Annotated in this window: 17 protein-coding genes; 13 read left to right on the top strand and 4 right to left on the bottom strand. The window is 72.3% G+C overall.

The window, feature by feature from the left end; all coding sequences use genetic code 11:
* Positions 1–4 precede the first annotated feature (4 nt).
* The gene (locus tag ACJX2R_RS07570; RefSeq protein ID WP_413099390.1) at positions 5–1,333 is read left to right on the top strand and encodes an aminotransferase class I/II-fold pyridoxal phosphate-dependent enzyme; all 1,329 of its coding nucleotides are present in this window, start codon (positions 5–7) and stop codon (positions 1,331–1,333) included.
* On the opposite strand, the gene ACJX2R_RS07565 is transcribed toward ACJX2R_RS07570, so the two are convergent.
* On the bottom strand, positions 1,330–2,337 hold the full coding sequence (locus tag ACJX2R_RS07565) for a DMT family transporter (protein WP_413099389.1): 1,008 nt from the start codon (positions 2,335–2,337) through the stop codon (positions 1,330–1,332). The two genes, ACJX2R_RS07570 and ACJX2R_RS07565, sit on opposite strands and share 4 nt — an antisense overlap.
* A 73-nt stretch (positions 2,338–2,410) precedes the next feature.
* Here ACJX2R_RS07565 and ACJX2R_RS07560 point away from each other — a divergent pair, with 73 nt between their 5' ends.
* A complete protein-coding gene (locus tag ACJX2R_RS07560; protein ID WP_413099388.1) occupies positions 2,411–3,316 on the top strand; it encodes a LysR family transcriptional regulator in 906 nt (301 codons plus the stop codon).
* Positions 3,317–3,336: 20 nt separating this feature from the next.
* Here ACJX2R_RS07560 and ACJX2R_RS07555 read toward each other — a convergent pair whose 3' ends face one another.
* Positions 3,337–3,804 (bottom strand): pyridoxamine 5'-phosphate oxidase family protein, encoded by a 468-nt coding sequence (locus ACJX2R_RS07555; RefSeq protein ID WP_413099387.1) that lies wholly within the window; start codon positions 3,802–3,804, stop codon positions 3,337–3,339.
* Between the two features lie 57 nt (positions 3,805–3,861).
* Here ACJX2R_RS07555 and ACJX2R_RS07550 point away from each other — a divergent pair, with 57 nt between their 5' ends.
* Entirely contained in the window at positions 3,862–4,656 is a 795-nt protein-coding gene (locus ACJX2R_RS07550) for a cysteine hydrolase family protein (RefSeq protein ID WP_413099386.1), read from the top strand.
* Here the strand turns inward: ACJX2R_RS07550 and ACJX2R_RS07545 are convergent.
* Positions 4,622–5,128, bottom strand: coding sequence for a Rieske (2Fe-2S) protein (locus ACJX2R_RS07545; RefSeq protein ID WP_262700359.1), 507 nt, complete (start codon positions 5,126–5,128; stop codon positions 4,622–4,624). The genes ACJX2R_RS07550 and ACJX2R_RS07545 overlap by 35 nt on opposite strands.
* 144 nt (positions 5,129–5,272) lie before the next feature.
* On the opposite strand from ACJX2R_RS07545, the gene ACJX2R_RS07540 reads away from it, so the two are divergent.
* On the top strand, positions 5,273–6,892 hold the full coding sequence (locus ACJX2R_RS07540) for an ATP-binding cassette domain-containing protein (protein WP_262700358.1): 1,620 nt from the start codon (positions 5,273–5,275) through the stop codon (positions 6,890–6,892).
* A gap of 12 nt (positions 6,893–6,904) precedes the next feature.
* On the opposite strand, the gene ACJX2R_RS07535 is transcribed toward ACJX2R_RS07540, so the two are convergent.
* Positions 6,905–8,602, bottom strand: coding sequence for an AfsR/SARP family transcriptional regulator (locus ACJX2R_RS07535; RefSeq protein ID WP_413099385.1), 1,698 nt, complete (start codon positions 8,600–8,602; stop codon positions 6,905–6,907).
* A gap of 775 nt (positions 8,603–9,377) precedes the next feature.
* On the opposite strand from ACJX2R_RS07535, the gene ACJX2R_RS07530 reads away from it, so the two are divergent.
* From ACJX2R_RS07530 to ACJX2R_RS07490, 9 genes are all read left to right on the top strand, one after another.
* Positions 9,378–15,458 (top strand): type I polyketide synthase, encoded by a 6,081-nt coding sequence (locus ACJX2R_RS07530; protein ID WP_413099384.1) that lies wholly within the window; start codon positions 9,378–9,380, stop codon positions 15,456–15,458.
* An 84-nt stretch (positions 15,459–15,542) separates the two neighbouring features.
* Positions 15,543–16,790 (top strand): crotonyl-CoA carboxylase/reductase, encoded by a 1,248-nt coding sequence (gene ccrA / locus ACJX2R_RS07525; RefSeq protein WP_413099383.1) that lies wholly within the window; start codon positions 15,543–15,545, stop codon positions 16,788–16,790.
* Positions 16,791–16,820: 30 nt separating this feature from the next.
* Positions 16,821–18,005 (top strand): cytochrome P450 family protein, encoded by a 1,185-nt coding sequence (locus ACJX2R_RS07520; RefSeq protein WP_413099382.1) that lies wholly within the window; start codon positions 16,821–16,823, stop codon positions 18,003–18,005.
* 141 nt (positions 18,006–18,146) lie between these two features.
* On the top strand, positions 18,147–18,398 hold the full coding sequence (locus ACJX2R_RS07515; protein ID WP_413099381.1) for an acyl carrier protein: 252 nt from the start codon (positions 18,147–18,149) through the stop codon (positions 18,396–18,398).
* 53 nt (positions 18,399–18,451) lie between these two features.
* Positions 18,452–19,696, top strand: coding sequence for a beta-ketoacyl-[acyl-carrier-protein] synthase family protein (locus tag ACJX2R_RS07510; protein WP_413099380.1), 1,245 nt, complete (start codon positions 18,452–18,454; stop codon positions 19,694–19,696).
* Between the two features lie 22 nt (positions 19,697–19,718).
* On the top strand, positions 19,719–20,870 hold the full coding sequence (locus ACJX2R_RS07505; protein WP_413099379.1) for a beta-ketoacyl synthase N-terminal-like domain-containing protein: 1,152 nt from the start codon (positions 19,719–19,721) through the stop codon (positions 20,868–20,870).
* The gene (locus ACJX2R_RS07500; RefSeq protein WP_413099378.1) at positions 20,867–21,889 is read left to right on the top strand and encodes a beta-ketoacyl synthase N-terminal-like domain-containing protein; all 1,023 of its coding nucleotides are present in this window, start codon (positions 20,867–20,869) and stop codon (positions 21,887–21,889) included. Before ACJX2R_RS07505 ends, ACJX2R_RS07500 begins: the two co-directional genes overlap by 4 nt.
* A complete protein-coding gene (locus ACJX2R_RS07495; RefSeq protein WP_413099377.1) occupies positions 21,886–22,767 on the top strand; it encodes an alpha/beta fold hydrolase in 882 nt (293 codons plus the stop codon). The genes ACJX2R_RS07500 and ACJX2R_RS07495 overlap by 4 nt, the downstream gene beginning before the upstream one ends.
* The gene (locus tag ACJX2R_RS07490; RefSeq protein WP_413099376.1) at positions 22,764–23,774 is read left to right on the top strand and encodes a thioesterase family protein; all 1,011 of its coding nucleotides are present in this window, start codon (positions 22,764–22,766) and stop codon (positions 23,772–23,774) included. Before ACJX2R_RS07495 ends, ACJX2R_RS07490 begins: the two co-directional genes overlap by 4 nt.
* Positions 23,775–23,831 lie beyond the last annotated feature (57 nt).

Genomic DNA, 23,831 nt, shown 5'->3' with positions numbered 1-23,831 from the left:
ATTTGTGCTAGGAGAATATCCGATCGCAGGTCGTCGCGCAGCCGAGATCGCGGCCAGTGTGGAGCGCGCGGTCGGCGCCGGTGAGCTGCCACCGGGCCAACTGCTGCCGCCCCTGCGGGAGTTGGCCGAGCGGCTGGGCGTGAATCCCAATACGGTCGCGGCCGCCTACCGCGTGCTGCGCGAACGGGGCGTGATCGAGACGGCCGGGCGCCGGGGCAGCCGGGTGCGCTCCCGGCCGTCCAGCACGCCCCGCGAGTGGATCGGCGTGGACGCCGCCGGCGCCCGCGACCTGTCGAGCGGCAACCCCGACCCCGCGCTGCTGCCCCCGCTCGGCGCGCCGCTCGCGGCGGCCGCGGCGCGCGCGGCGGAGCGCCCCACGCTGTACGGCGCGCCGGACGTCGTGCCCGAGGTGGCCGAACTCGCCCGGGCCGCCCTCGACGCGGACGGGGTGCCGCCAGGGCCGGTCGCCGTCACCTCCGGCTCGCTCGACGCGATCGAGCGGGTGCTGGCAGCGCATCTGCGCCCCGGTGACGCGGTGGCGGTCGAGGACCCCGGCTGGGGCAGTCTGCTGGACCTGATCCCGGCGCTCGGACTGCGCGCCTTCCCCGTAGGGCTCGACGACGACGGACCGCTGCCCGAGCGGGTGGAGCACGCGCTGGCCCAGGGCGCCCGGGCGCTGGTGGTCACCGACCGGGCGCAGAACCCGACGGGCGCGGCGGTGAGCGCGACACGCGCAGGTGAGCTGCGGGGCGTGCTCGCCGCCCACCCCGATGTGCTGCTGATCGAGGACGACCACGGGCACGGCATCGTGGACGCCCCCCTGCGCCCCCTGGCCGGGGGCACCGACCACTGGACGCTGGTCCGCTCCACCGCCAAGGCGTACGGCCCCGATCTGCGCCTCGCCGTGCTCACCGGCGACGCCGTCACCCTGGACCGGGTGCGCGGCCGCCAGCGGCTGGGGCCCGGCTGGGTCAGCCATCTGCTCCAGGAAGCGGTCGCCTGGCTGTGGCGGACGGGCGCGGTCGACCCGGCGGCGGTGGCGGCGTCGTACGACACGCGGCGCTCGGCGCTGGTGCGGGCGCTGCGCGAGCGGGGGATCGCCGCGTACGGACGCGGCGGGATGAATGTGTGGGTGCCGGTCCCGGACGAGACCGGCGCGGTCGCCCGGCTGCTGGCCGCGGGCTGGGCCGTGGCCCCCGGGGCGCGCTTCCGCGTGGCCTCGCCACCGGGGGTGCGGCTGACCGTCTCGCCGCTGGCCGCCGACGAGATCGGGACGGTCGCCGACGCGGTGGCCGCGGCGGCGGGGGCGACGGTGTCGGGACGGCTGGGCTAGGAGCCTGTGCGATGGATCCGTATGGTTCGGGTGCGTCCGCCGGACGGGGCCCGGGACGCGCCGGAGTGCCGCTGGGTCAGGGCCGCGCCGATGAGGACGATCACCGCGCCCACCGGCGTGTTCCAGGTGAGGTGCTCCCCGAGGATCGCCACGCCGGCGGTGGTGGCGATCACCGGGACGAAGTACGTGACCATCATCGCCGTCGTCGGGCCGACCTCGTCGACGAGCCCGTACTGGACCAGGAACGCCACCCCGGTGCCCAGCGCGCCCAGGGCGAGCACCGAGAGCAGGGGCAGGACCGGGAAGGAGGTGGGCGTCGTCGCGAACACCGGTGCCACGAGGGCGAGTTGCACCGTGCCGAGCAGCAGCTGACCGCCGGACATCGACAGATGGGAGTGGCCCGTGTCGCTCAGCGTGCGCCGGACGTACTGCCAGCCGACCGCGTAGCTGGCCGAGGCGATCAGCGCCAGCGCCGTGCCCAGCGGATCCTGGCCGGAGAAGCCCTGCCAGGCGCCCAGCACGATCAACACGCCGATGAAGCCGAGCCCGAGACCCGCGACACGCTGACGGGTCGGCCGGTCGTCGGAGACCACGACCACCGCGAGCAGCATCCCCCACAGCGGCGAGGCGGCGTTGCAGATCCCGGCCAGGGTGGAGGGGATGGTCAGCTCGGCGTAGGCGAACAGCGAGAACGGCAGTGCGTTCAGGAAGAACGCGGCCACCGCCAGATGGCCCCAGACCCGCGCCCCGCGCGGCAGCCGCTCCCGCTTCACCACCAGCGTCACCAGCAGCACGGCGGTGCCGAACAACATCCGACCGAGCGTGACGTACAAGGGCGCGAACGCCTCATTGCCCACCTTGATGAAGAGGAAGCTGAACCCCCACACCAGGGAGAGCGCGCCGAAGCGGACGCGCCAGTCGAGGAGCGGTCGGCGGACGGGTTCGGGGGAGGGTTCCGCGGTGGAGGCGGCGGCAGGGGGCGCCGAGGCGGCGGCTGAGGTCATGCCTTTACGATGTGGGTTGCAACCTCTTAGGACAAGCGAGAATTCGTTCGCGGTATCGCGTAGTATTCCTTACATGAACCTGGATCGCCTCCGCACGCTGCACGCCGTGGCCCGCCATGGATCCGTGAGCGGGGCGGCCGAGGGGCTGCATGTCACCACCTCCGCCGTCTCGCAGCAACTCGCCAAGCTGGAGCGGGAGACCGGTCAGCAACTGCTCGCCAAGAACGGGCGCGGGATCCGGCTCACCGACGCCGGGCGGCTGCTCTCCGACCACGCGGCGCGCATCCTCTCCCAGGTGGAGCTGGCCCAGGCGGATCTGGAGGCGCAGCGCGGCCACGCCGTCGGCGAGCTGCTGCTGGGCGCGTTCCCGACCGCCGTCCGTGGTCTCTTCCCGGACGCGCTGAGCCGGCTGCGCACCGAACATCCGCAGCTGAACGTGCGGCTCCAGGAGATGGAGCCCGATGAGTCGGTGCCCTCGGTGGTGCGTGGCGACATCGATCTGGCCGTGGTCCTGGACTGGTACAACAAACCGCTGCCGATGCCCGGCGGGCTGGTGAAGGCCGCCCTGCTGGACGACCCGGTGGATGTCGCGATGCCCGCCGACCACCCCCTCGCCGACCGTCGCGCGGTCGAGCCGGAGGACTTCGTGGAGGACGAGTGGATCTCCTGGCCCAAGGGCGGGTTCTGCTACGACTGGCTGATGGTGACCCTGCGCGGCAAGGGCATCGAGCCGAGGATCCGGCACACCGCGCATGAGCACCACACCCAGCTCGCGCTGATCGCCGCCGGGCTGGGCATCGCCGTGGTGCCCCGGCTGGGCCGCGGCCCGGTGCCCGAGGGGGTGCGGATGGTGCCGGTCAGCCAGCCCACGATGCGGCGGCACATCTACGCGATCTGGCGCGCCGACGCCGATCGCAGGCCGTCGATCCGGGCGGCGGTCGAGGTGCTGCGGTCGGTCGGCGAGAAGATCATCGACTGACCGTCCCTCGACCGGGGTTCTCAGCCCTGCGGCATCTTCCGGAAGTCCCAGGAGCGGATGGCCTCGGGGTCCAGGCGCAGCCAGGCGTGCCGACCGTCGTGCGGCATGGCGTCCAGGCCGAAGTACTTCGCCGCGAACATCCGCTCCGGCGTGTCGAGTTCGGGGCACGACACGCCGGTGCGCGGCTCCTCACCGACCGGGACCGCCTCGCCGGCGAGCTCCACCCCGCGCAGCTCGCCGTAGTCGTGTCCGTCGTCGACCACCACCGCGATCCGCGGATCGCGGCGCAGCTCGGCCCAGCGGCGGCTGCGGGTCAGGGAGTACAGCCACAGGGCGGTGCCGTCCCAGCAGAACCACAGCGGGCTGATATGCGGCCGCCCGTCCGCGGACACGGTCGCCACCCGGCAGGTGCGCTGTTCGGCGAGGAAGGCGTCCAGTTCGTCCTGGCTCATCATGATGCGGCGTCCCCGCCGCTGGGTGACGGTCATCCGAACCTGTACCTCCCGGTAACCCGTTGTGCGGCACAGGATGATGGCTCTTCCTTGATGACGCAAGGGACGCTACTCTCCCGCGCCGTGACCCCGAGCCCCCACGAAGACGCCGTGCCCCCGAGCCCCAACGCCGCGCCCCCGCGCGAAGACGCCGCGGCTCCGCGTCCCCGCGAAGACCTCGTGGAACTGCTCCGGCCGGAAGGCTGCGCGCTGCTCACCGTCGAATGCCAGCGCGGGGTGGTGGGGCCGGACAGCGCACTGCCCGAACTGGCCGCCGTGGCCCAGGAGTCCGGTGCCCTCGGGCGTGTCGCCAAGTTGGTCGCGGCCGCCCACGACACGGGCGTCCAGGTGCTGCACGCGGTGGCCGAGCGGCGCGCCGACGGACGCGGCGCGAGCCGTAACGCCCCGCTGTTCCGGGCCGTCGAACGGCTGCCGGTCCGGCAGCTCACCGGAAGCGCGGCGGTGGAGATCGCCGAACCGGTTCCGGTGGCGGCCGAGGACCTGGTCGTACGGCGGCTGCACGGTCTCTCACCGATCGCCGGGACCGAGGTGGACGCGCTGCTGCGCAATCTGGGCCGTCGCACGCTGGTCATCATCGGCGTGTCGGCCAACGTGGCGATCCCGGCCGCCGTCTTCGACGCCGTCAACCTCGGCTATGCGGCCGTGGTACCCGAGGACGCGATCGCCGGGGTGCCCGCCTCGTACACCCCGGCGATGGTCCGTCACACCCTCGCCCTCGTGGCCGCCGTCACCACGGCCGACGAGGTGGCCGCCTGCTGGCGGCGGACGGCCGTCACGCCGTCCAGGACGGGCGTCACGCCATCCAGATCGAGCTTCCCTGCACCTTGATCTGCGCGCCAGGCAGCGGCTTCTGCGCCGGGCCGCCCTTCACACTGCCGTCGGTGATGTCGAACTTGCTCTGGTGGCAGGGGCAGTTGATGGTGCCGCCGCTCACATCGCCGACCGAGCACCCCTGGTGCGTACAGATCGATGAGAACGCCTTGAAATCACCCGCCTTGGGCTGGGTCACCACGACCTTGTGGTCCTTGAAGACCATGCCGCCGCCCTCGGGGATCTGGGAGGTCTTGGCGAGTTCCATGCCGCCCCCGCCGCCCGACTGGCCGCCCTCCGCGCCCTGCGACGCGCTCTGTGACGGCTGCGAGCCCCCGGCGTCCTGGGCGCTGTCCGCGCTGCCGCCGCCAGAACCGCCGTCGTCGTCCTTGCCGCATGCGGCAAGCGTGGCGGCCAGCCCGGCCGCTCCGGCCGCGGTGACGACGGCACGGCGGGTGGTGCCCTGCCCGGGGATTGCCGACTGCGTCATGGTGGTGCCTCCTGCTCGGGGGACGTTTCACCGTTCCATACGGACGGCGGGGCCGCCGCGTTCAGCCGCCCCTGAGCATCCTCGCGCCCCGGGCTGGAAAATCGCTTTGCCGACCGCCCGGCCGAGCCATGAGAATGCCGGTCCATGGGACATCTGGAGGCCGCGCACCTCGCCTACTTCCTGCCCGACGGCCGGCTGCTGCTCGGCGACGTGTCGTTCCGCGTCGCCGAGGGCACGGTGGCCGCCCTGGTCGGGCCCAACGGGGCGGGCAAGACCACACTGCTGCGGCTGGTCTCCGGCGAGGTGGAGCCGCACGGCGGCACGGTCACGGTCAGCGGCTCCCTGGGGGTGATGCCGCAGTTCATCGGCTCGGTGCGCGATGAGCGGACGGTGCGCGACCTGCTGGTGTCGGTGGCCCAGCCCCGGATCCGCGAGGCCGCCCGCGCGGTGGACGAGGCCGAGCTGGCGATCATGGAGCGGGACGACGAGGCCGCCCAGCTGGCCTACGCCCAGAGCCTGAGCGACTGGGCCGAGGCGCGCGGCTACGAGGCCGAGACGGTGTGGGACATGTGCACCACCGCCGCGCTCGGAGTGCCGTACGAACGGGCGCAGTGGCGCGAGGTGCGCACGCTCAGCGGCGGCGAGCAGAAGCGGCTGGTGCTGGAGGCGCTGCTGCGCGGGCCCGACGATGTGCTGCTGCTGGACGAGCCGGACAACTACCTGGACGTACCGGGCAAGCAGTGGCTGGAGGAGCGGCTGCGCGAGACCCGTAAGACCGTGCTCTTCATCAGCCACGACCGGGAGCTGCTGGCCCGCGCGGCCGGCCGGATCGTCAGCGTCGAGCCCAGCCCGGCGGGCAGCGATGTGTGGGTGCACGGCGGCGGCTTCGCCACCTACCACGAGGCCCGCGAGGAGCGGTTCGAGCGCTTCGAGGAGCTCCGGCGGCGCTGGGACGAGAAGCACGCCCAGCTCAAACGGCTGGTCGTGGACATGCAGCGGTACGCCGCCCGCAGCGACGAGATGGCCTCCCGCTACCAGGCCGCCAAGACCCGGCTGCGGAAGTTCGAGGAGGCCGGGCCGCCACCGGAGCCCCCGCGCAAACAGGACATCACCATGCGGCTCGCGGGCGGACGCACCGGGGTGCGGGCGCTGACCTGCCGGGCGCTGGAGCTCGACGGGCTGATGCGCCCCTTCGACCTGGAGGTCTTCTACGGCGAGCGGGTGGCCGTACTGGGCTCCAACGGCTCGGGCAAGTCCCACTTCCTGCGGCTCCTGGCCGGCCAGGACGTCGCCCACCGGGGGGAGTGGAAGCTGGGCGCGCGGGTCGTGCCCGGCCACTTCGCCCAGACCCACGCCCATCCGGAGCTCTTCGGCCGCACGCTGGTGGACATCCTGTGGACCGAACACGCCCGGGACCGGGGCCGCGCGATGAGCGCGCTGCGCCGCTATGAGCTCGACCGCCAGGGCGACCAGACCTTCGACCGGCTCTCGGGCGGTCAGCAGGCCCGGTTCCAGATCCTGCTGCTCGAACTGGCCGGGACGACGGCGCTGCTGCTGGACGAGCCCACCGACAACCTGGACCTGGAGTCGGCCGAGGCGCTTCAGGACGGGCTCGGAGCCTACGAGGGCACGGTGCTCGCGGTCACCCACGACCGCTGGTTCGCGCGGTCCTTCGACCGCTTCCTGGTCTTCGGGTCGGACGGCGTCGTCCGCGAGACGGCGGAGCCGGTCTGGGACGAGCGCCGCGTCGACCGGGTCCGCTGAGCGCCCTCCCGGCTACAGAGGCTCCCTCCCCACCGGGCCCCATGCCCCCTGCCGGCCGGGCCGGATCAGGCCGATCGCCGCCGGAAGCATGGGGACGGTGGCTTCCTGGTCCTCCAGACGCCGCAGCTCCTGGGCCGCCGCGCGTTCGATCTCCGACGCCTCCGCTTCCGCCCGCTCCCGGGCGTAGGCGGAGACCAGGCCGTGCAGCCAGAACCGTGGCACGGCACCGGGGGCGCCCGTATGGACGACCTTCAGCAGCCGGGTGTCCGCCAGCCGTTCCAGCGCTTCCGCCACGTCGGGCACGGCGAGGCTCGGCAGCTCGGTCCCCGGGGGCGCGGACAGCACCCGGACCCCGGACAGTCCGAGCATGCGGAACAGCCGGCGATCGTCCTCGGCCAGGCGCTGGTAGTCCGGGGCGAAGCAGGAACGCACGCTCAGCGGGCCATAGGTGAGTTCGTCCAGCGGCCTGGAGCGGTGCGTCAGCCGGTGGACGAGGTCACCGAAACTCCAGTGGGGCCGGGCCGCGAGCCTGGCCGCGGCGATGCGCAGGGCGAGCGGCAGACAGCCGCACAGCCGGGCCACCTCGCGTGCCGCCGCGAGGTCCCGGTCCACCCTCGAGGTGCCCAGGACCCGCCGGAAGAGCATCAGGGCCTGGTGCAGGCTCATGTCGGCGTGCTCGACCCGGGAGGTGAGGGGGAGGCTGGTCAGCCGCGCCCGGCTGGTGATGATGACCGCGCTCTCCAGGTTGCCCGGCAGCAGATGCCGGACCTGCTCCTCGTCGGCCGCGTCGTCGAGCACGGTGAGGACGCGCCGGCCGCGGAGGCTGTCACGGAAGCAGGCGGCCTGGGCCCCGATCCCCTCGGGCAGCGCCGACATCGGGTGGTCCAGCGCGAGGAGCATCTGGGCGAGCGCCGCCGCGGGGTCGGTGGGGTGCCCGGTGCTGCCCCCGAGGTCGACGTAGAGCTGGCCGTCCGGGAACCAGGGGCGCAGCCGGTGCGCCAGATGGACGGCGGTGGCCGTCTTGCCCGCTCCGCCCTGGCCGGTGATGGCGGTGACGGCCGTGGCGGTCCGGTCGCTCGCCGTCAGGGCGGGCGCCAGCACGTCCGTGGTCTCACAGGGTACGAAGTCGGCGATGTCGCCGGGGAGTTGGGAGGGCGCCCGGCGTCCGGCCAGCACCGCGAACGGCGGCCACACGGCGGTCGATCCGTGGTGCTTCGGCTGCGGTGACAGCAGGGCCCGGTACAGGCGCTGCACATCGGGGGTCGGCTCGGTGCCGAGCTCCTCGGCGAGCTTGGCCCGCAGATCGGCGTAGACGGCCAGGGCCTCGGCCGGACGGCCCGACTGGTGCAGGGCCGACATCAGGTGGCGGTACAGGGTCTCGCGCAGCGGGTATCGCTCGATGAGCGGCTTGAGCCTGCTCACCACCTGGGCGTGGGCGCCCATGGCCAGCATCACATCGGTCTGCTCCTCCAGGGCGACCAGCCGCAGTTCGGCCAGCCGGTCGGCCTCCGCCGCGACGCAGTCGCCGGTGTCGGCGTCGCTGAACGCGTCACCTTCCCAGAGGGACAGCGCGCGCTCGAGCCTGACCGCCGCCCCCTCGAGATAGCCCTTGTCCCGTTCCCGCATGGCGGCGGCGAGCAGCTTCTCGAACTGCTCGGAGTCGACTTCGGCGGGCACCAGCCGATATCCACCCGGCTGGGTCGATATCACGGACGTGACGGTGTCCGGTCCGGCCAGGGACCGGAAAAGCGACCTGAGCCGGGACACCCTGACATGCACCGCGTTGAGCCGTTTGGTCGGAGGTGGATCCGGCGTTGTGGCCTCGACAATGTGATCGGTCGACACCGATTGTCCGGCATGGGCTAAGAGTTCGGCCAAGAACGCCCTGTCTCGCCTCCCGACCAGGGTTATCGGCGGGCCTTCCCCGTCGGAGACTCGCAAGGATCCCAGAACGTAGAACTTCACGGCGCGATCGTTGCACGGCACTCGCCCGAAAACCATCCTTGCTGATGGGGGAGTTGATCGGGAACTTGCTCGGGAAGTCGCCCGGGGAAGTGGACCTGGGAAGTCGCCCGGGGAAGTCGACCCGGGAAATGGCCCGCACCCGGCGCGCGATACCCGGCGCGCGCGGCGATTGACGCTACGTCACACCCAATTGCCCAGCAAGCCCCGTGGACACTACCGGTCACGTTGATCGCCGCGCTCGTGATCCCCGCACCGCCGGTGCTAATTTCGGCCGTATGACATCCGCGACTCCGGAGGAACACATGCCCGCAGGGCATGGGGCGATCTCCGGGTAAAGCCGACCGGCCCGTTCACTCTTGTCGCCGTTCGCGGTTCGGTGTTCGTCAGTCGTCGGCGCCGCTGCAATTCCCATGCCGCGCGCCGTTGTCTCTCAGGTTCCCGGAAGCGGAGAGCGCGGGCTCATATCGCGAGGAACCGTCTTGCTGTCTTCTTTCGGAGTGCTACTGTGAGCCGTTCTGGAATGACCCCGGACGAACTGCGGGAACGTCTGGCTCCGCTGCCGCGGCACGAGCGGCTGGAGATTCTCCTCGGGCTCGTGTGCAGCAAGGTCGCCGAACAACGGGAAACCGGTGACGCGCGGTCCATCGACGCCCACACCCCCTTCCGCGCGCTCGGGCTCGTCCGTGACAAGGCGGCGGCCCTGCTGCGGAGTCTCACCGCGGCCACCGGTGTTCCGCTCTCCTCCGTCGCCGTCTTCGACCACCCCGATCCCGCCGCGCTCGCCGCTCATCTGCTCACCCGTCTCACCGGGCCGGAAGAGGAACTGGCGGAAGAGAAGCGGGCGGAAGAGGAGGGGGCGGACGACGAGAGTGCGGAGCGGCGGCCGGTGGCGCGCGACCATACCGGCGGCCGGGCCGAAGACCCCATCGCCATCGTCGGAATGGCCTGCCGCTTCCCCGCCGGGATCAACTCCCCCGAAGAGCTGTGGGAGTTCCTCGAGCAGGGTGGCGACGCCGTCACCGGCTTCCCGGTGGACCGTGAATGGGACGTGGCGGGCATCTATCACCCCGACCCGGAGCACATGGGCACCTCCTACACCCGTTCCGGAGCCTTCATCGGCGATATCGCCGACTTCGACGCGGATTTCTTCGGCATTTCACCCCGCGAGGCCGTGGCGATGGACCCGCAGCAGCGGCTGCTGCTGGAAGTGGCCTGGGAGGCGGTGGAGCGGACCGGAATAGCGCCGCACACTCTGCGCGGGAGTTCCACCGGGGTCTTCATCGGCACCAATGAGCAGGACTATCTGTCGCGTTTCTTCCAGCCGCCCGAGGAGAGCGAGGGATTCCTCATCTCCGGCAACGCGGCGAGCGTCCTGTCCGGCCGCGTCTCCTATGTGCTGGGCCTCCAGGGCCCGTCGGTGAGCGTGGACACCGCGTGCTCCTCCTCCCTCGTGGCCCTGCACCAGGCGTGCCGGTCGCTGCGCGACGGGGAGTGCGACCTGGCGCTCGGCGGGGGAGTGGCGCTGATGTCCTCACCCGGCGCCTTCATCGACTTCGCCCGCAAACGGGTGCACGCCGCGGACGGCAGGTGCAAGGCGTACGCGGACACCGCCGACGGCACCGGCTGGGGCGAGGGAGCGGGGGTCCTCGTACTGGAGCGGCTGTCCGACGCCCACCGCGCCGGACACCGTGTCCTCGCCCTGATCCGCGGCACCGCGGTGAACCAGGACGGCGCCTCCAACGGGCTCTCCGCGCCCAACGGCCCCTCCCAGGAACGGGTCATCCGGCAGGCGCTCGCCGACGGCGGGCTGGAGCCGGGCCAGGTGGACGCGGTCGACGGCCACGGCACCGGCACGCCCCTCGGCGACACCATCGAGGCGCAGGCGCTGCTGGCCACCTACGGCCGGGGCCGGGACGGGGACCGGCCGCTGTGGCTGGGGTCGATCAAGTCCAATATCGGGCACACCCAGGCGGCCTCAGGCGTCGCCGGTCTCATCAAGATGGTCAAGGCCATGGAGCACCGGTGGCTGCCGAAGACCCTGCATGTCGACACCCCCTCCCGGCGGGTCCCGTGGGACTCGGGCGCGGTGCGGGTGCTGGACAGCGGCCGTGCCTGGCCCGAAGGCGAGGAGCCGATGCGGGCCGGCGTGTCGTCCTTCGGTGTCTCCGGGACCAACGCCCACCTCGTCGTCGAGCAGCCCCCCGCGGTGACCGCCACGCTGCCCACCGCCGACGCCGGCCAGGTGTCCGCCACCGCCACCGACTCCGCGCCCACCACGGACTCCGCGTTCGCCACTGGCCCCACCCACGCCACCGCGGTGCCGTGGGTGCTGTCCGCCCGGTCCGCCGACGCCCTGCGGGAGCAGGCCGGGCGGCTGCGGACCACGGTGGCGCGGAACACCGCGGCCTCCGTCACCGACATCGGAGCGGCCCTGGCCACCACCCGCTCGCCCTTCACCCACCGGGCGGTGCTCGTCGGATCGGACCGGGAGACCTTCGAGGATCTCCTCGCGGCCGTCGAGCGGGGCGAAACGGCCGAGAACGCGGTGACCGGCGCCGCCCGCCCCGGCCTCGGCCGCCCCGTGTTCGTCTTCCCCGGGCAGGGCGCCCAGTGGCCCGGGATGGCCGCCGACCTCCTCGACTGGTCGCCCGCCTTCGCCCGCGCCCTCCGCGCGGTCGACGCCGCCTTCGCGCCCCTGGTGACCTGGTCGGTGGAGGACATCCTGCGGCAGCGCCCCGGCGCGCCCTCGCTGGACGAGCCCGAAGTGCTCCAGCCGGTGTCGTTCGCGGTGTCGGTCGCCCTGGCCGAGCTGTGGCGGGCCCACGGTGTGGAACCGGCCGCCGTCGTCGGCCACTCCCAGGGCGAGGTGGCCGCCGCGGTGGTCGCCGGAGCCCTCGGCCTGGAGGACGCCGCCCTGATCATGGTCATCCGCACCCGGGCCCTGATGCGGCTGCTCGGCAACGGAGCCATGGCGGCGGTGGACCTGCCCCTGGACGAGGTGGAGCGCCGGCTCGGCGGCTACGACGGCGAGATCTCCGTCGCGGCCGTCAACGGCCCCACCCAGATCACCGTCTCCGGCACCCCCGAGGCCGTCGACGCCCTGCTGGAGGAGGTGCGCGCGGAAGGCGTCCGGGTGCGCAAGATCCGTGGCGCCGACGCCGCGGGCCACTCCGCGCAGGTCGAGGCGTTGCGCGAGGAACTGGTCTCGGGACTGGCCGCCGTGACGCCGCGTTCGACGCATGTCCCCTTCTACTCCTCGGTGACCGGGGAGCCGGTGGACACCGCGCGGCTGGACGCCGGGTACTGGTACGACAACGCCCGCCGGACCGTGCGCTTCGACCTGGCCGTACGGGCCGCGATGGCCGAGGGGCACGAGGCGTTCCTGGAGGCCGGTCCGCATCCGCTCCTCACCGCGGCCGTCCAGGATCTGGCGTTCGACGCCCAGGTCCCGGCGGTGGCCGGCGGTTCGCTGCGCCGGAACGAGGACGGGCCCGTGTGCTTCCGGCGCGCCGCGGCCGAGTTCTACGCGGCCGGGGTCGACGTCGACTGGGCCACGGCCTTCCCCGACCCGCCCCGTATCCGCGTGGACCTGCCCACCTACCCCTTCCAGCGGCGGCGCTTCTGGCTCAAGGCCGCGGCTTCCGGCCCGGCACCGGCGGCAGGCCCGCCGGCCGCCGCCGCGGACCCGGCACGGGATCCCTTCTGGCGCGCCGTCGAGGACGAGGACCTCACCGCGCTCACCGGTGTCCTCGGCATGGCCGGCGACGGCCGGGCCGTCGCCCTCGCGGACGCCCTCCCGGCCATGGCCACCTGGCACCGGCGCCACCGAACCGACGACTGGCGCTACCGGATCGCCTGGGAACCCCTCGGGCCGGCGCGCCCGGACCCCGCGGGCGACCGCGGCCCCTGGCTCGTGGCCGTACCGGCGGAACACGCCGAACACGCCGTCACCCGGGCGGTGGTGGACGCCGTGCGCGGGCACACCGAGACGGTGCTGACCCTGTCGGTCGAGGCCAAGGACGACCGGGCGTCCCTCATGGACGGGATCCATGACCTCCTCCCCGGCCAGCCGCTCTCCGGGGTGGTGTCCCTCCTCGCGCTGGACGACGACACGCCGTCCGAGGCCGCCCCCGGCGTACCGGCGGGCACCGCGCACACCGCCGCGCTGATGCAGGCGCTCGGGGACGCGGGGGCGGACGTGCCCCTGTGGCTGATCACGCGGGGCGCCGTCACCACCGGCGACGGCGATCCGGTGACCCACCCCGTCCAGGCGCAGACCTGGGCCCTGGGCCGGGTGCTCGCCCTGGAACACCCCGACCGGTGGGGCGGTGTGATCGACCTGCCCGCCGAGCCGGGTCCGGCCGTGGTGCGCACCCTCACCGCCCTGCTCGCCGGCGGCGACGACGATCAGCTCGCCGTACGGGACGCCGGTGTGTTCACCCGCCGCCTGATACGCGCGGCGGACACCGCACCGGGCACCGCCGGATGGCGCCCGGACTCCGACGGCACGGTCCTCATCACCGGTGGCACCGGTGCGCTGGCCGGTCATGTCGCCACCTGGCTGGCCGACCAGGGCGCCGGCCACCTGATGCTCGCCGGCCGGCGCGGCCCCGAGGCCCCGGGCGTGGCGGAACGCGTGGCCGAACTCAGGGCGCGCGGCACGGAGGTCACCGTGGTCGCCTGCGATGTGCGCGACCGGGAGGCGGTACGCGACCTGCTCGCCGCCGTCCCCGGGCGCCACCCGCTCACCGCCGTCGTGCACTGCGCGGGGATCGGCCGCCTTCAGGCACTTGCCGACACCACACCACAGGACTTCTCCGACGTCTTCGCCGCGAAGGCCGAGGGCGCGCGCCATCTGCACGAACTCACCGAGGAGATGGGCATCCGCCTGGACGCCTTCATCCTCTTCTCGGCCGTCTCCGCGGTGTGGGGCGTCGGCCGCCAGGGCCACTACGGGGCGGCCAACGCCTATCTGCTCGCGCTCGCGGAGCACCGCCGGAGCCGGGGCCTGGCCGCCACCGCGCTCGCGTGGACCGGCTGGACCGGGGGCGGGATGGCCGTGGAGGACGCCTCGCAGGAGGCCCTGCGGCGGCACGGCCTGCCCGACGGCGCCTTCGACCGCCTCGGTATGACCAAGGAGGAGGCCGCCGCCGAGACCGGAGAGCTCTGGGGGCTGCGCGGCATCGACCCGCGGACCCAGCTGGAGGTCCTGCGCACGGCCCTGGACCGCGGCGACGCGGTCACCATGGTGGCCGACGTGGACTGGGAACGGTTCACCACCGGATACGCGTCCGCGCGCCGCCGGCCGCTGCTGGCCGGGATCCCGGAGGCGCTGGCCCTGATGGAGCGCCTCGACGCCCCGGCCACCGAGCCGACCGGAGAGGGTGACGGCTCCGGCGCGGAGCGCACGCCCGAGGACTGGCAGCGCGGCCTGGCCTCCGTCACCCCGGAGGAGCAGCGGGCCCGGGTCCTGGAACTGGTCCGCGACCGGCTCGCCGAGGTCCTGGGGCACGGCTCGCCCGAGGACGTCGACCCCGACCGCCCGTTCCTCGAGATGGGCCTCGACTCCGTCTCCGCGGTCCAGCTGCGCAACCGCCTCGGCACCGCGGTGGGACTGCGGCTTCCCGCGACCATCGCCTTCAACCACCCGACCCCGCGCGAACTCGCCGGATACGTATGGTCCAACGTGGCGCCACCCGCCGCCGGGGCCGACGGCGCCGCGACGGAGGGCACCCCCGCCGAAGCCCCGGCCGCCGCCCCCACCACGGCGTCCGACGACACCCTGGTCCAGCTCTACAACTACGCCTGCGCCCACGGCCACGTGGACGAGGCGGTGAAGATGCTGCATGTCGCGGGACAGCTGCGCCCCGCCTACTCCGCCCCGGACGAGCCGGCCTCCCGTCCCGTACCGGTGCGGCTGGCGGAGGGCCCGGACCGGCCCTCGCTCATCTGCCTCACCCCCTACGTCGCACCCGCGGGCGCCCACCAGTACGCGCGCTTCGCCGCGCCCTTCCGGGGCGTACGGGACCTGTGGGCGCTCTCCCACCCCGGTTTCGCCAAGGGCGAGCCGCTCCCCGCCGACCTCGACACGCTCTTCGCCACCCAGGCGCGGACGGTGCTCGACACCGCCGGGGACGCGCCGTTCGTCCTGCTCGGCTACTCCTCCGGTGGCTGGGTCGCCCACGGCACCGCGGCACGGCTCGAGGAACTAGGCCGGCCGCCCGCCGCGGTGGTGATGCTGGACAGCTTCAGCCTGCGCCACCGCGAGGACAACCGGGTCTTCTCCACGATGATGAACCAGCACCACGAGCGGGAGGGGGACCTGGAGGTCCCGCCCGAGGAGCTCACGGCCATGGGCCGCTACCTGCCGATGTTCCACCAGTGGAGCGACATCCCCGCCCTCTCCGTGCCCACCCTGCTGGTACGGGCCGAGGAGCAGGCCGTGCTCAACCCCGAGACCGGGGCCGTCACACCGCCGCCGGAGCACGTGGACATCACGGTTCCGACCCCCGGCAACCACTACTCGATGATGCAGGAACACGCCCCGCGCACCGCCGAGGCCGTCCGGACCTGGCTGGCGGACACCTTCGCCACCCGATGAGCCCGCACCCCGTCGTCCGACAGCGCCTGAACCCAGCATGTGAATAGCGCCTGAACCCAGCATGTGAATGAGGAGCCCCCTTTCATGGTCAAATCCCTCTACGAGCTCGGTGAACTGCCCCCGCTGGGCGAGGTCCCCCAGCAGATGTACGCCTCCCTCATCCGCCAGGATCGGTTCGGAGAGCCGGTCAAGGCGTTCCGCACCGAGGTGGTCGACGTCCCCGCCGTCGGACCCGGCCAGGTGCTGGTCTATGTGATGGCCGCGGGCATCAACTACAACAACGTCTGGGCGGCGAGCGGCCAGCCCGTCGACGTCATCGCCGCACGGCAGAAGTTCGGCCTCCCCGAGGACTTCCACATCGGCGGTTCGGAGGGCTCCGGAGTGGTGTGGGCGGTCGGCCCCGGCGTCCGCCACGTCCGGCCCGGAGACCAGGTGGTCCTCTCCGGAGGGCAGTGGGACGAGACGGCCGAGGACATCCGCCTCAGCGGCGAGCCCCCGTTCTCCAGCTCCGCCCTCGCCTGGGGATATGAGACCAACTACGGCTCCTTCGCCCAGTTCTGCCTGGTCAACGAGGTTCAGTGCCACCCCAAGCCGCAGAACCTCTCCTGGGAGGCGGCGGCCTGCTTCATGCTCTCGGCGCCCACCGCGTACCGCCAGCTCTTCGGCTGGTCTGGCAATACGGTGCGCCCCGGCGACCCGGTGCTCATCTGGGGCGGCGCGGGCGGCCTCGGCTCCAGCGCCATCCAGCTGACCCGGATGGTCGGCGGCATCCCCATCGCCGTGGTGTCCGACGACCGGCGTGCCGAGTTCTGCCTCGGACTCGGCGCCCGGGGAGTCATCAACCGCAATGACTTCGACCACTGGGGCCGGCTCCCGGACGCGGACGACGAGGAGGGCATGGCCCGCTTCCTGCGCGGCGCGCGGGCCTTCGGCAAGAGGATCTGGGAGATCCTCGGCGAGCGCGCCGCACCGCGGATCGTCTTCGAGCACAGCGGCCAGGCGACCCTGCCCACCTCCGTCTATCTGTGCGCCACCGGCGGCATGGTGGTGATCTGCGGCGGCACCTCCGGCTACAACGGCGACATCGACCTGCGCCACCTCTGGATGCGGTCCAAGCGGCTCCAAGGCTCGCACGGCGCCAACACCCGGGAGTTCCGCGAGGTGACCAAGCTGGTGAGCGAGGGCGTCCTCGACCCCTGCCTCACCCGCTGCGACGACTTCGAGGGAGTCGGCCGGCTGCACCAGCTGATGCACGACAACACCCACCCGGGCGGCAACATGTCCGTCCTCGTCAACGCCCCCGAGCGCGGCATGAACACCCTGCCCGCCTGATCGGGGCACCCATACGTCCAGGAGAACACCGTGCACCAACCCCCTCATGCCGCCGAGCGGCCGGCGCCGGAGCCGGGGGCGGCGCCCGCCCCCCGCACCGTCCACCCGCTCGAGATGGCGAACGGCACCAGACTGTGGCTCGTCACCGGATACGCGCCGGTGCGCCAGGCGCTGTCGGACCCCCGGTTCGCCAAGGACTCCTGGCAGATCATGCGGATCCTGCGGGAGCGCCGGATCCAGGCCCATCAGGAGATCTTCAGCCAGGCGCTCAGCCACCACATGCTCAACACCGATCCGCCCGAGCACCACCGGCTGCGGCACATGGTGAACAAGGGCTTCACCCTGCGCCGGGTGCAGCGGCTGCGACCCCGTATCGAGCAGATCACCGACCAACTGCTGGACGCCGTCCAGGGACAGGACTCGATCGACCTCATCGAGGCACTGGCCTTCCCGCTGCCCATCACCGTGATCTGCGAACTGCTCGGCGTGCCCGAGGAGGACCGGCGCACCTTCAGATCCTGGACCAACGCCTTCGTCCTGGCGGTCGAGCCCGAGGTCTTCAGGGAAGCGAGCGTCTCCATGGACGCGTACATCCGTGAGCTGGTGGCCGCCAAACGCGTGGCTCCCGGGGACGACATGATCTCCGCCCTCGCCACGGAGGACAGCGAGTCGGCGCTGGACGACGAGGAAATAGCGGCCATGGCCGTGCTGTTGCTCGCGGCCGGCCACGAGACCACCGTGAACCTCATCGGCAACGGCGCACTGGCCCTGGTGACCCACCCCGACCAGTTCGCCGCCCTGCGCGCCGACCGCTCCCTGCTGCCCGGGGCCATCGAGGAGTTCCTGCGCTACGAGAGCCCGGTCAACCAGGCGACCATGCGCTTCACCAAGGAACCGGTCGAGATCGGCGGTGTGGTCATCCCCAGGGACGAGTTCGTGATGGTGAACGTCGACTCCGCCAACCACGACCCCGAGCGGTTCCCCCAGCCCGGCCGGCTGGATCTGAAGCGGGACGCCCGGGGCCATGTCTCCTTCGGGCACGGCGTCCACTTCTGCCTCGGAGCGCCGCTGGCCCGGCTGGAGGCGGAAGTCGTCTTCACCAAGCTGCTCGACCGCTTCGAGACGATCGAACTCGCCACTCCGGTGGCACAGCTGGAATGGCGCAGCAGCACTCTGATGCGCGGGCTGGAAAGCCTGCCGCTGCGCATGGCATAAGCCGGAACATGGACAACTCGCCATTATCAATGAGGCGTTGTTGGCAGCATGTGTCCGCAACTCTTGAACCCCTTGCTCGGCCGAACGTAATGTCCTGAAGCGTCGGCCCCAACACATGCGAAGAAGGCAGAGGAAGAGCATATGAGCGCACTTGTGCAGGAGCGCCGCGATGACATCAAGGAAATCGTCTGCGACATCCTTGAAATCGATCCTGAGGAATTGACGGACAGCAGCCTCCTGAAGGAGGACCACGACGCCGACTCCCTCCGGGCCATCGAGATCCTGGCCGCTCTGGAGAAGACGTTCGAAATCTCCATCGACCAGGCCGAGATGTCGCGCATGGTGAATCTCGACGGGATTTACGCGGTGGTCTCCGAGGCGAGCGAAAAGTAAGAGCGTAACGGGATTTCGATCGGCCGGCCGGGAGTTGAGGAGACAGCGGGATCATGCGGAGTGAGGCCCCTCACCGAGTCGTCGTCACCGGTATGGGAGCGATATCCAGTATCGGCATCGGAACGGCTGACTTTCTCACCGGGCTGCGCTCCGGGCGCAGCGCGGTGCGGCCCATCACGGCGTTCGACACCGAGGGGTTCGCCCACGCCATGGGGTGCGAGGTGACGGGCTTCGCCCCCGAGGACCACATCCGCAACGTCCCCCCGCACACGCTGGGCCGGGCGGGCCAGTTCTCGGTGTCGGCCGCCCGGATGGCCGTCGAGGACGCCGGGCTGGACGAGGCGGACCTGCGGGCCCGCCGGGGCCTGACCGCGATCGGCACCACCGACGGCGAGGCCAGGGACATGGACCGGCTGGTCGAGACAGAGGTGTCGAAGGGGCCCGAGGCGATGGACCCGGTGGTGGCCGAGCGGGTCACCGCGGGCCGGCTGTCGTCCGCGGTGGCGCGCGAATTGGGCCTGCGCTCGGTGGAGGCGGTCACACTGCCCACCGCCTGCGCCGCAGGCAACTACGCCATCGGCTACGGGTACGACGCCATCAGCTCCGGGGACGTGGACTACGCGCTGTGCGGCGGCGCCGACGCGCTCTGCCGCAAGACGTTCACCGGCTTCTACCGGATCGGCACCATCGCGCCCGAGAAATGTCGGCCCTTCGACAAGGACCGCCAGGGAATACTCACCGGCGAGGGCGCAGGCGTTCTGGTCCTGGAGAATCTGGAGTCCGCCCGCGCGCGGGGCGCGCGCATTCACGCCGAAGTGCTCGGGTTCGCCTTGAACTGCGATGCGCATCACCCGGTCGCACCCGATGAGGACAGCGTGGCCGACTGTATGCGGCTCGCGCTGGAGAATGCCGGAGTGGGGCCCGGAGATGTCGATTTCATCTCCGCCCACGGCACCGGGACCCGGGCCAACGACGTGACCGAGGCCGCCGCCGTGCGCCGGGTGTTCGGGGCGGACACGGCCCCGCGCACGATTTCCATGAAATCGATGCTCGGTCACAGCATGGGAGCCGCGAGCGCGCTGGCCTCGATCGGCTGTGTGCTCGCCATCGTCGAAGGGTTCGTCCCGCCCACGATCAACCATGTCGAGACCGACCCCGAATGCGGCCTCGACTGTGTGCCCAATGAGGCCGTCGCCGCCAAACCGAGAGTCGTGCAGAACAACGGCCTCGCCTTCGGAGGAAACAACGCTGTGCTGATCCTGGGCAAATACGAGGAGGAACAGACGTGGCACGGGTGAACGACCGCACGCGACGGTCCCGATGAACTGGGCGATAACCGGCACCGGTGCGGTGGCCAGCATCGGGAGGAACGCCGACGAGGTCTTCGACGCCCTCTGCGCGGGGCGCAGTGGACGCGCCCCGCTGCGTGGCTTCGACAGCCGCAACTACCGGGCCGCATACGCCTATGAGATCGACGACCGCCCCGCGGACGGCGCCGATGTGCCGTCCCGCGCGACCGCCTGGCTGCTGCGGGCGGTGGCCGAGGCACTGCGCGACGCCGGTCTTGACGAGGATCTCTCCGCCACCCCGGTGATCGTCGGCACCGGGCTGCGGGAGCTGCGGTCCGTCGAGCTCAAGTGGTGCGAGGGCGCCGACTTCGACCTCGGCGGACTCCACTTCGGGACCGCGCTGCGCGAGCGCTTCGGGGCCACCTGGACCTACACGATCTCCAACGCGTGTTCGGCGTCCCTGCACGCCCTGGCCATGGGGAGCGACCTGCTCACCGCGGGCACCGCCGAGGCGGTGGTGGTGGCCGGTGTGGACACCATCACCGCGAGCATGTTCGGGCTGCTGGACCGGGTGCAGCTGGACCCCCCGGACCGGGTGCGGCCCTTCGACCAGAACCGCCGGGGCACCCTCATGGGCGACGGCGCCGCGGCCGTGGTGCTCACCCGGGAGGACCACCCCACGGCCCGCCTGGCCAGGGGCCGGCTCCGGGCCGCGAGCATGAACTGCGACGCCTCCCACCCGACCGCGCCCGACCCGGCCGGTATCGCCCAGGCCATCCGGCTGGCGCATGAGCAGGCCGGCATCAAGGCCGACGACGTCGACCTGGTCCTGCTGCACGGCACCGGAACCGCCCTCAACGACGAGGCGGAGGCCACGGCCCTGTGCGAGGTCTTCGGCAGCGGGATCGGCCGGCCGCTGATGACCGCGGTGAAGTCCATGACCGGGCACACCTCGGGCGGATCGGGGCTGCTCGGCCTGATCGTCGCCGCCCGGGCGCTGGCCGCGGGCCGGGTCCCACCGACCATCGCCCTGGACACCCCGGCCGGGGCCGCCGGGCGGTTCCGCTTCGCGACCGGGCCCACCCCGCCGGAGGAGGCGGAGCGGCTGCGGATCGCGCAGGTCGACGCGTTCGGCTTCGGCGGGGTCAACGCGGTCGCCATCGTGGAAGGAGCGGCCGCGTGACATCCGCACCTGACGCCGCCGTGACCGCACCTGACGCCGCCGCCACCGCATCTGACGCCGTCGTGACCGGCGTCGGCCTGGCGCTGCCCGGCGCCCGCCACGCCGCTGACCTGCTGCGCACCACCCGGGAGCCCACCGAGCCGGTGGACCCCGGCACCCTGATCGGCCGCCGGGGCCTGCGCTACAAGGACCGGGCCACCCAGCTCGCCCTGTGCGCCGCACAGGACGTCCTGCGCTCATCCGGGCTGCTGCCGGCCGACGGCGAGGGCGGACTGACCGTTCCCGGGGACTCGGTCGGCGTCGCCGTCAGCTCCAACCTCGGCAACCTGGACACCGTCTGCGAGGTGGCCTCGGCCATCGCGGCGGAGACGACCTCGCGCATCAGCCCCATGGCGCTGCCCAACGCGTCGAGCAATGTGATCGCCTCCTCGGTGGCGATGCAGCACGGGCTGCGCGGCCCCAATCTGATGTTCTGCAACGGGCCGACCTCGGGGCTCGACGCGGTGTACTGGGCCGCGGCCCTGGTGTCCGCCGGCCGGTGCGACCGGGCGGTCGTCATCGGCGTGGAGACCGCCAACCCCGTGGTGGAAGGGCTGCTGGGCGGGGTGGCGGAGGGACTGCTGGACGGCGCCGTCGCCCTGGTCGTCGAGAGCGGGCCGGCCGCCCGCGCCCGTGGCGCGCGGCCGATGGCCGCCCTCGGGCCGTACACCCGGCAGGGAAGTGTCCGGGCCGTGGTCGAGCGGGTGCTCCCCGAGGGACGCCCCGCCCCCGGCATCTGGTTCACCTCCCAGGAGAAGCCCCCGGCTGTCGGCACGCCCGGCTTCCCCGACGCGCCGCGCCATGACCCGACCGGCGTGTTCGGACGGGCCGACGGCGCCCTGGGCGTGCTCCAGTGCGCCGCCGCCGTCGGCCGGTTCGGCTCCTACCCCACCGGAACGGCGCTGATCACCACGGGTGATGACACCGATGACGCGGTCGCGGGCCTGCTGCTGCACTCCGCCCGGGAGGAGCGCCCGTGAGCGTGGACCCCGGCCGGTACGCCACCCCGGTACGCCCATCCGGCGACGAGGCGGAGCAGCAGCCGGTGATCGTGCGGTGCGCCCGGCGGGCACTGGCCCCCGACCCGCTGCGGGTGCTGTTGCTGCACGGGCTGTGCAGCAACGCCGGTGTCTGGGAGCCCTTCCTGCCGCTGGCCGACCCGCGGTGCGAGCTGTGGACCGCCGACCTGCCGTGGCGGGGCACCGGGGTGCACGGCTGGACCGGCCTCCCCGTCGAGACCTGGGCCGATCAGGCGGTGGCCGCCGTACCGGACGGGCCCGACGTCGTCATCGCCCACTCCTTCGGCACCAGCGCCGCGCTGACCTGGCTGGACCGCTGGAGCACCGGCGGCGCGGACACCCGGGGGCCGAGCGCCGTGGTGCTGGTCTCCCCGCTGTACCGGGCCACGGCCGAGGAGTTCGACTGGAACTCGCTCGCCTACTACGTCAACAACTTCGACCGGATCCTCATCGAGGGCATGCACATGGGGCCCAGCAGGCGTCTGCCCGAGGAGCGCCGGCACACCATCGCCATGAAGATCCGCGATCTGGTCAGCCCCTACGGGTGGTTCCAGTTCTTCGGCACCTATCTGCGGATGCCGCAGATGCGCACCGAACGGATGACGATGCCGTTCCTCCTCGTCAGCGGCGGCGAGGACATGGTGGCCGCGCCTTCCGACGCGGAAGGGCTCGCCAAGTCGCTTCCCGACGCCTCCGTGCACGTCCTGCCGTGCCACGGACACTTCCCGATGGTCACGGCGGCCGAGGAGTTCGCCGACCTCACCAACACGTTCCTGCGGACCCGGCTGCCGGGGCCGCCGTCAGGATCCCCTCACCTCACCATGGAGCACAACCGATGACCACCGACACCGAGCCCGTACTGGAACCGCTGCTCGCCAAGAGCACGCAGGTGGCCCTGCGGCCCCGGTACGAAGGCTCGAACATCTGCACCTGGATCGGGTTCAAGCACGTCAACTACCTGATCGAGGAAGCCGTTCTCGAGCACTTCCGCAGCGCGGGGATGCCCGCCCGGGCCCTGTTCGAGGACTACGGCCTGGGTCTGGACCTCGTCGGCCTGGACACCCGCATCCTGCACGCCCTGCACATGGACGACCTCGTGGAGACCCGGGTCGAACCGGCGACCAAGGACACCGACGACGTCCTGCGCTTCCGGGTCACACTGACCCTGGAGCGGGGCGGGCAGCGCGTCAAGGCGGCCACCTCCAAGGTCGCGGTCTCCCTGCGGCGCGGCGACTTCCTGCCCTCCGAGGGGGAGCCGCCGGCCGAACTGGCCCGGTTCGTGGTGTCCAGGCTGGGCACCGGGCAGGCGCAGTCACCTCCCGCCGCCATGCCCGCCGACGACCGCGCGCTCTCCCTCGGCCGGGGCACGACCGGCGCCGACCCGGTGCTGGACCAGCTGACCGCCGGGGAGAACGCCTTCGGCTGGAAGTGGCGCATCCCGTACCCGTACTGCCACTTCAGCGAGCGCATCCAGATGTCCGGCTATCTGCGCCAGATGGAGGAGGTGGTCGACCTCTTCCTGGCCGACCGGGGCATCTCCATCAAGCAGCTGCTCGAGGACCGCAAGTGGATACCCGTCGTCCCGCACTCCTCCATCCACGTCCTCGACGAGGCGCTGATGGAGGAGGAGCTCTACACCGTCTACACGGTCGAGGACGTGTTCAAGGACTTCACCTACACCTCCCGCATGGACTGCTACGTGGTGCGTGAGGGCCGGCTCGTGCGGACCGCCACCGGCACCATCACCCACGGTTACGCGGAGATCGAGAGCCGCCACGACTGGTCCCTGGTCACCTTCGACGACCGCGTCCTGCGTGCCCTCGGCGGCGAACCGGCCGCCGGCTGACGGCCGGGGCACGGACGGACGCCGACCGACCGGACGCCGACGGACCCGGAGACATCT

It is taken from the genome of Streptomyces sp. Inha503 (assembly GCF_047215865.1).
Taxonomy (GTDB): Bacteria; Actinomycetota; Actinomycetes; order Streptomycetales; family Streptomycetaceae; genus Streptomyces; species Streptomyces lycopersici.
Note: the sequence above shows the minus strand (reverse complement) of the source record. Positions and strands in the feature narration are given on the sequence as shown.

Bases quoted from the DNA above. Each gene is read 5' to 3' on its own strand.
- ACJX2R_RS07565 (WP_413099389.1), bottom strand. From the start codon at position 2,337: ATGACCTCAGCCGCCGCCTCGGCGCCCCCTGCCGCCGCCTCCACCGCG.
- ACJX2R_RS07560 (WP_413099388.1), top strand. From the start codon at position 2,411: ATGAACCTGGATCGCCTCCGCACGCTGCACGCCGTGGCCCGCCATGGA.
- ACJX2R_RS07555 (WP_413099387.1), bottom strand. From the start codon at position 3,804: ATGACCGTCACCCAGCGGCGGGGACGCCGCATCATGATGAGCCAGGAC.
- ACJX2R_RS07550 (WP_413099386.1), top strand. From the start codon at position 3,862: ATGACGCAAGGGACGCTACTCTCCCGCGCCGTGACCCCGAGCCCCCAC.
- ACJX2R_RS07545 (WP_262700359.1), bottom strand. From the start codon at position 5,128: ATGACGCAGTCGGCAATCCCCGGGCAGGGCACCACCCGCCGTGCCGTC.
- ACJX2R_RS07540 (WP_262700358.1), top strand. From the start codon at position 5,273: ATGGGACATCTGGAGGCCGCGCACCTCGCCTACTTCCTGCCCGACGGC.
- ACJX2R_RS07530 (WP_413099384.1), top strand. From the start codon at position 9,378: ATGACCCCGGACGAACTGCGGGAACGTCTGGCTCCGCTGCCGCGGCAC.
- ccrA (WP_413099383.1), top strand. From the start codon at position 15,543: ATGGTCAAATCCCTCTACGAGCTCGGTGAACTGCCCCCGCTGGGCGAG.
- ACJX2R_RS07515 (WP_413099381.1), top strand. From the start codon at position 18,147: ATGAGCGCACTTGTGCAGGAGCGCCGCGATGACATCAAGGAAATCGTC.
- ACJX2R_RS07510 (WP_413099380.1), top strand. From the start codon at position 18,452: ATGCGGAGTGAGGCCCCTCACCGAGTCGTCGTCACCGGTATGGGAGCG.
- ACJX2R_RS07505 (WP_413099379.1), top strand. From the start codon at position 19,719: ATGAACTGGGCGATAACCGGCACCGGTGCGGTGGCCAGCATCGGGAGG.
- ACJX2R_RS07490 (WP_413099376.1), top strand. From the start codon at position 22,764: ATGACCACCGACACCGAGCCCGTACTGGAACCGCTGCTCGCCAAGAGC.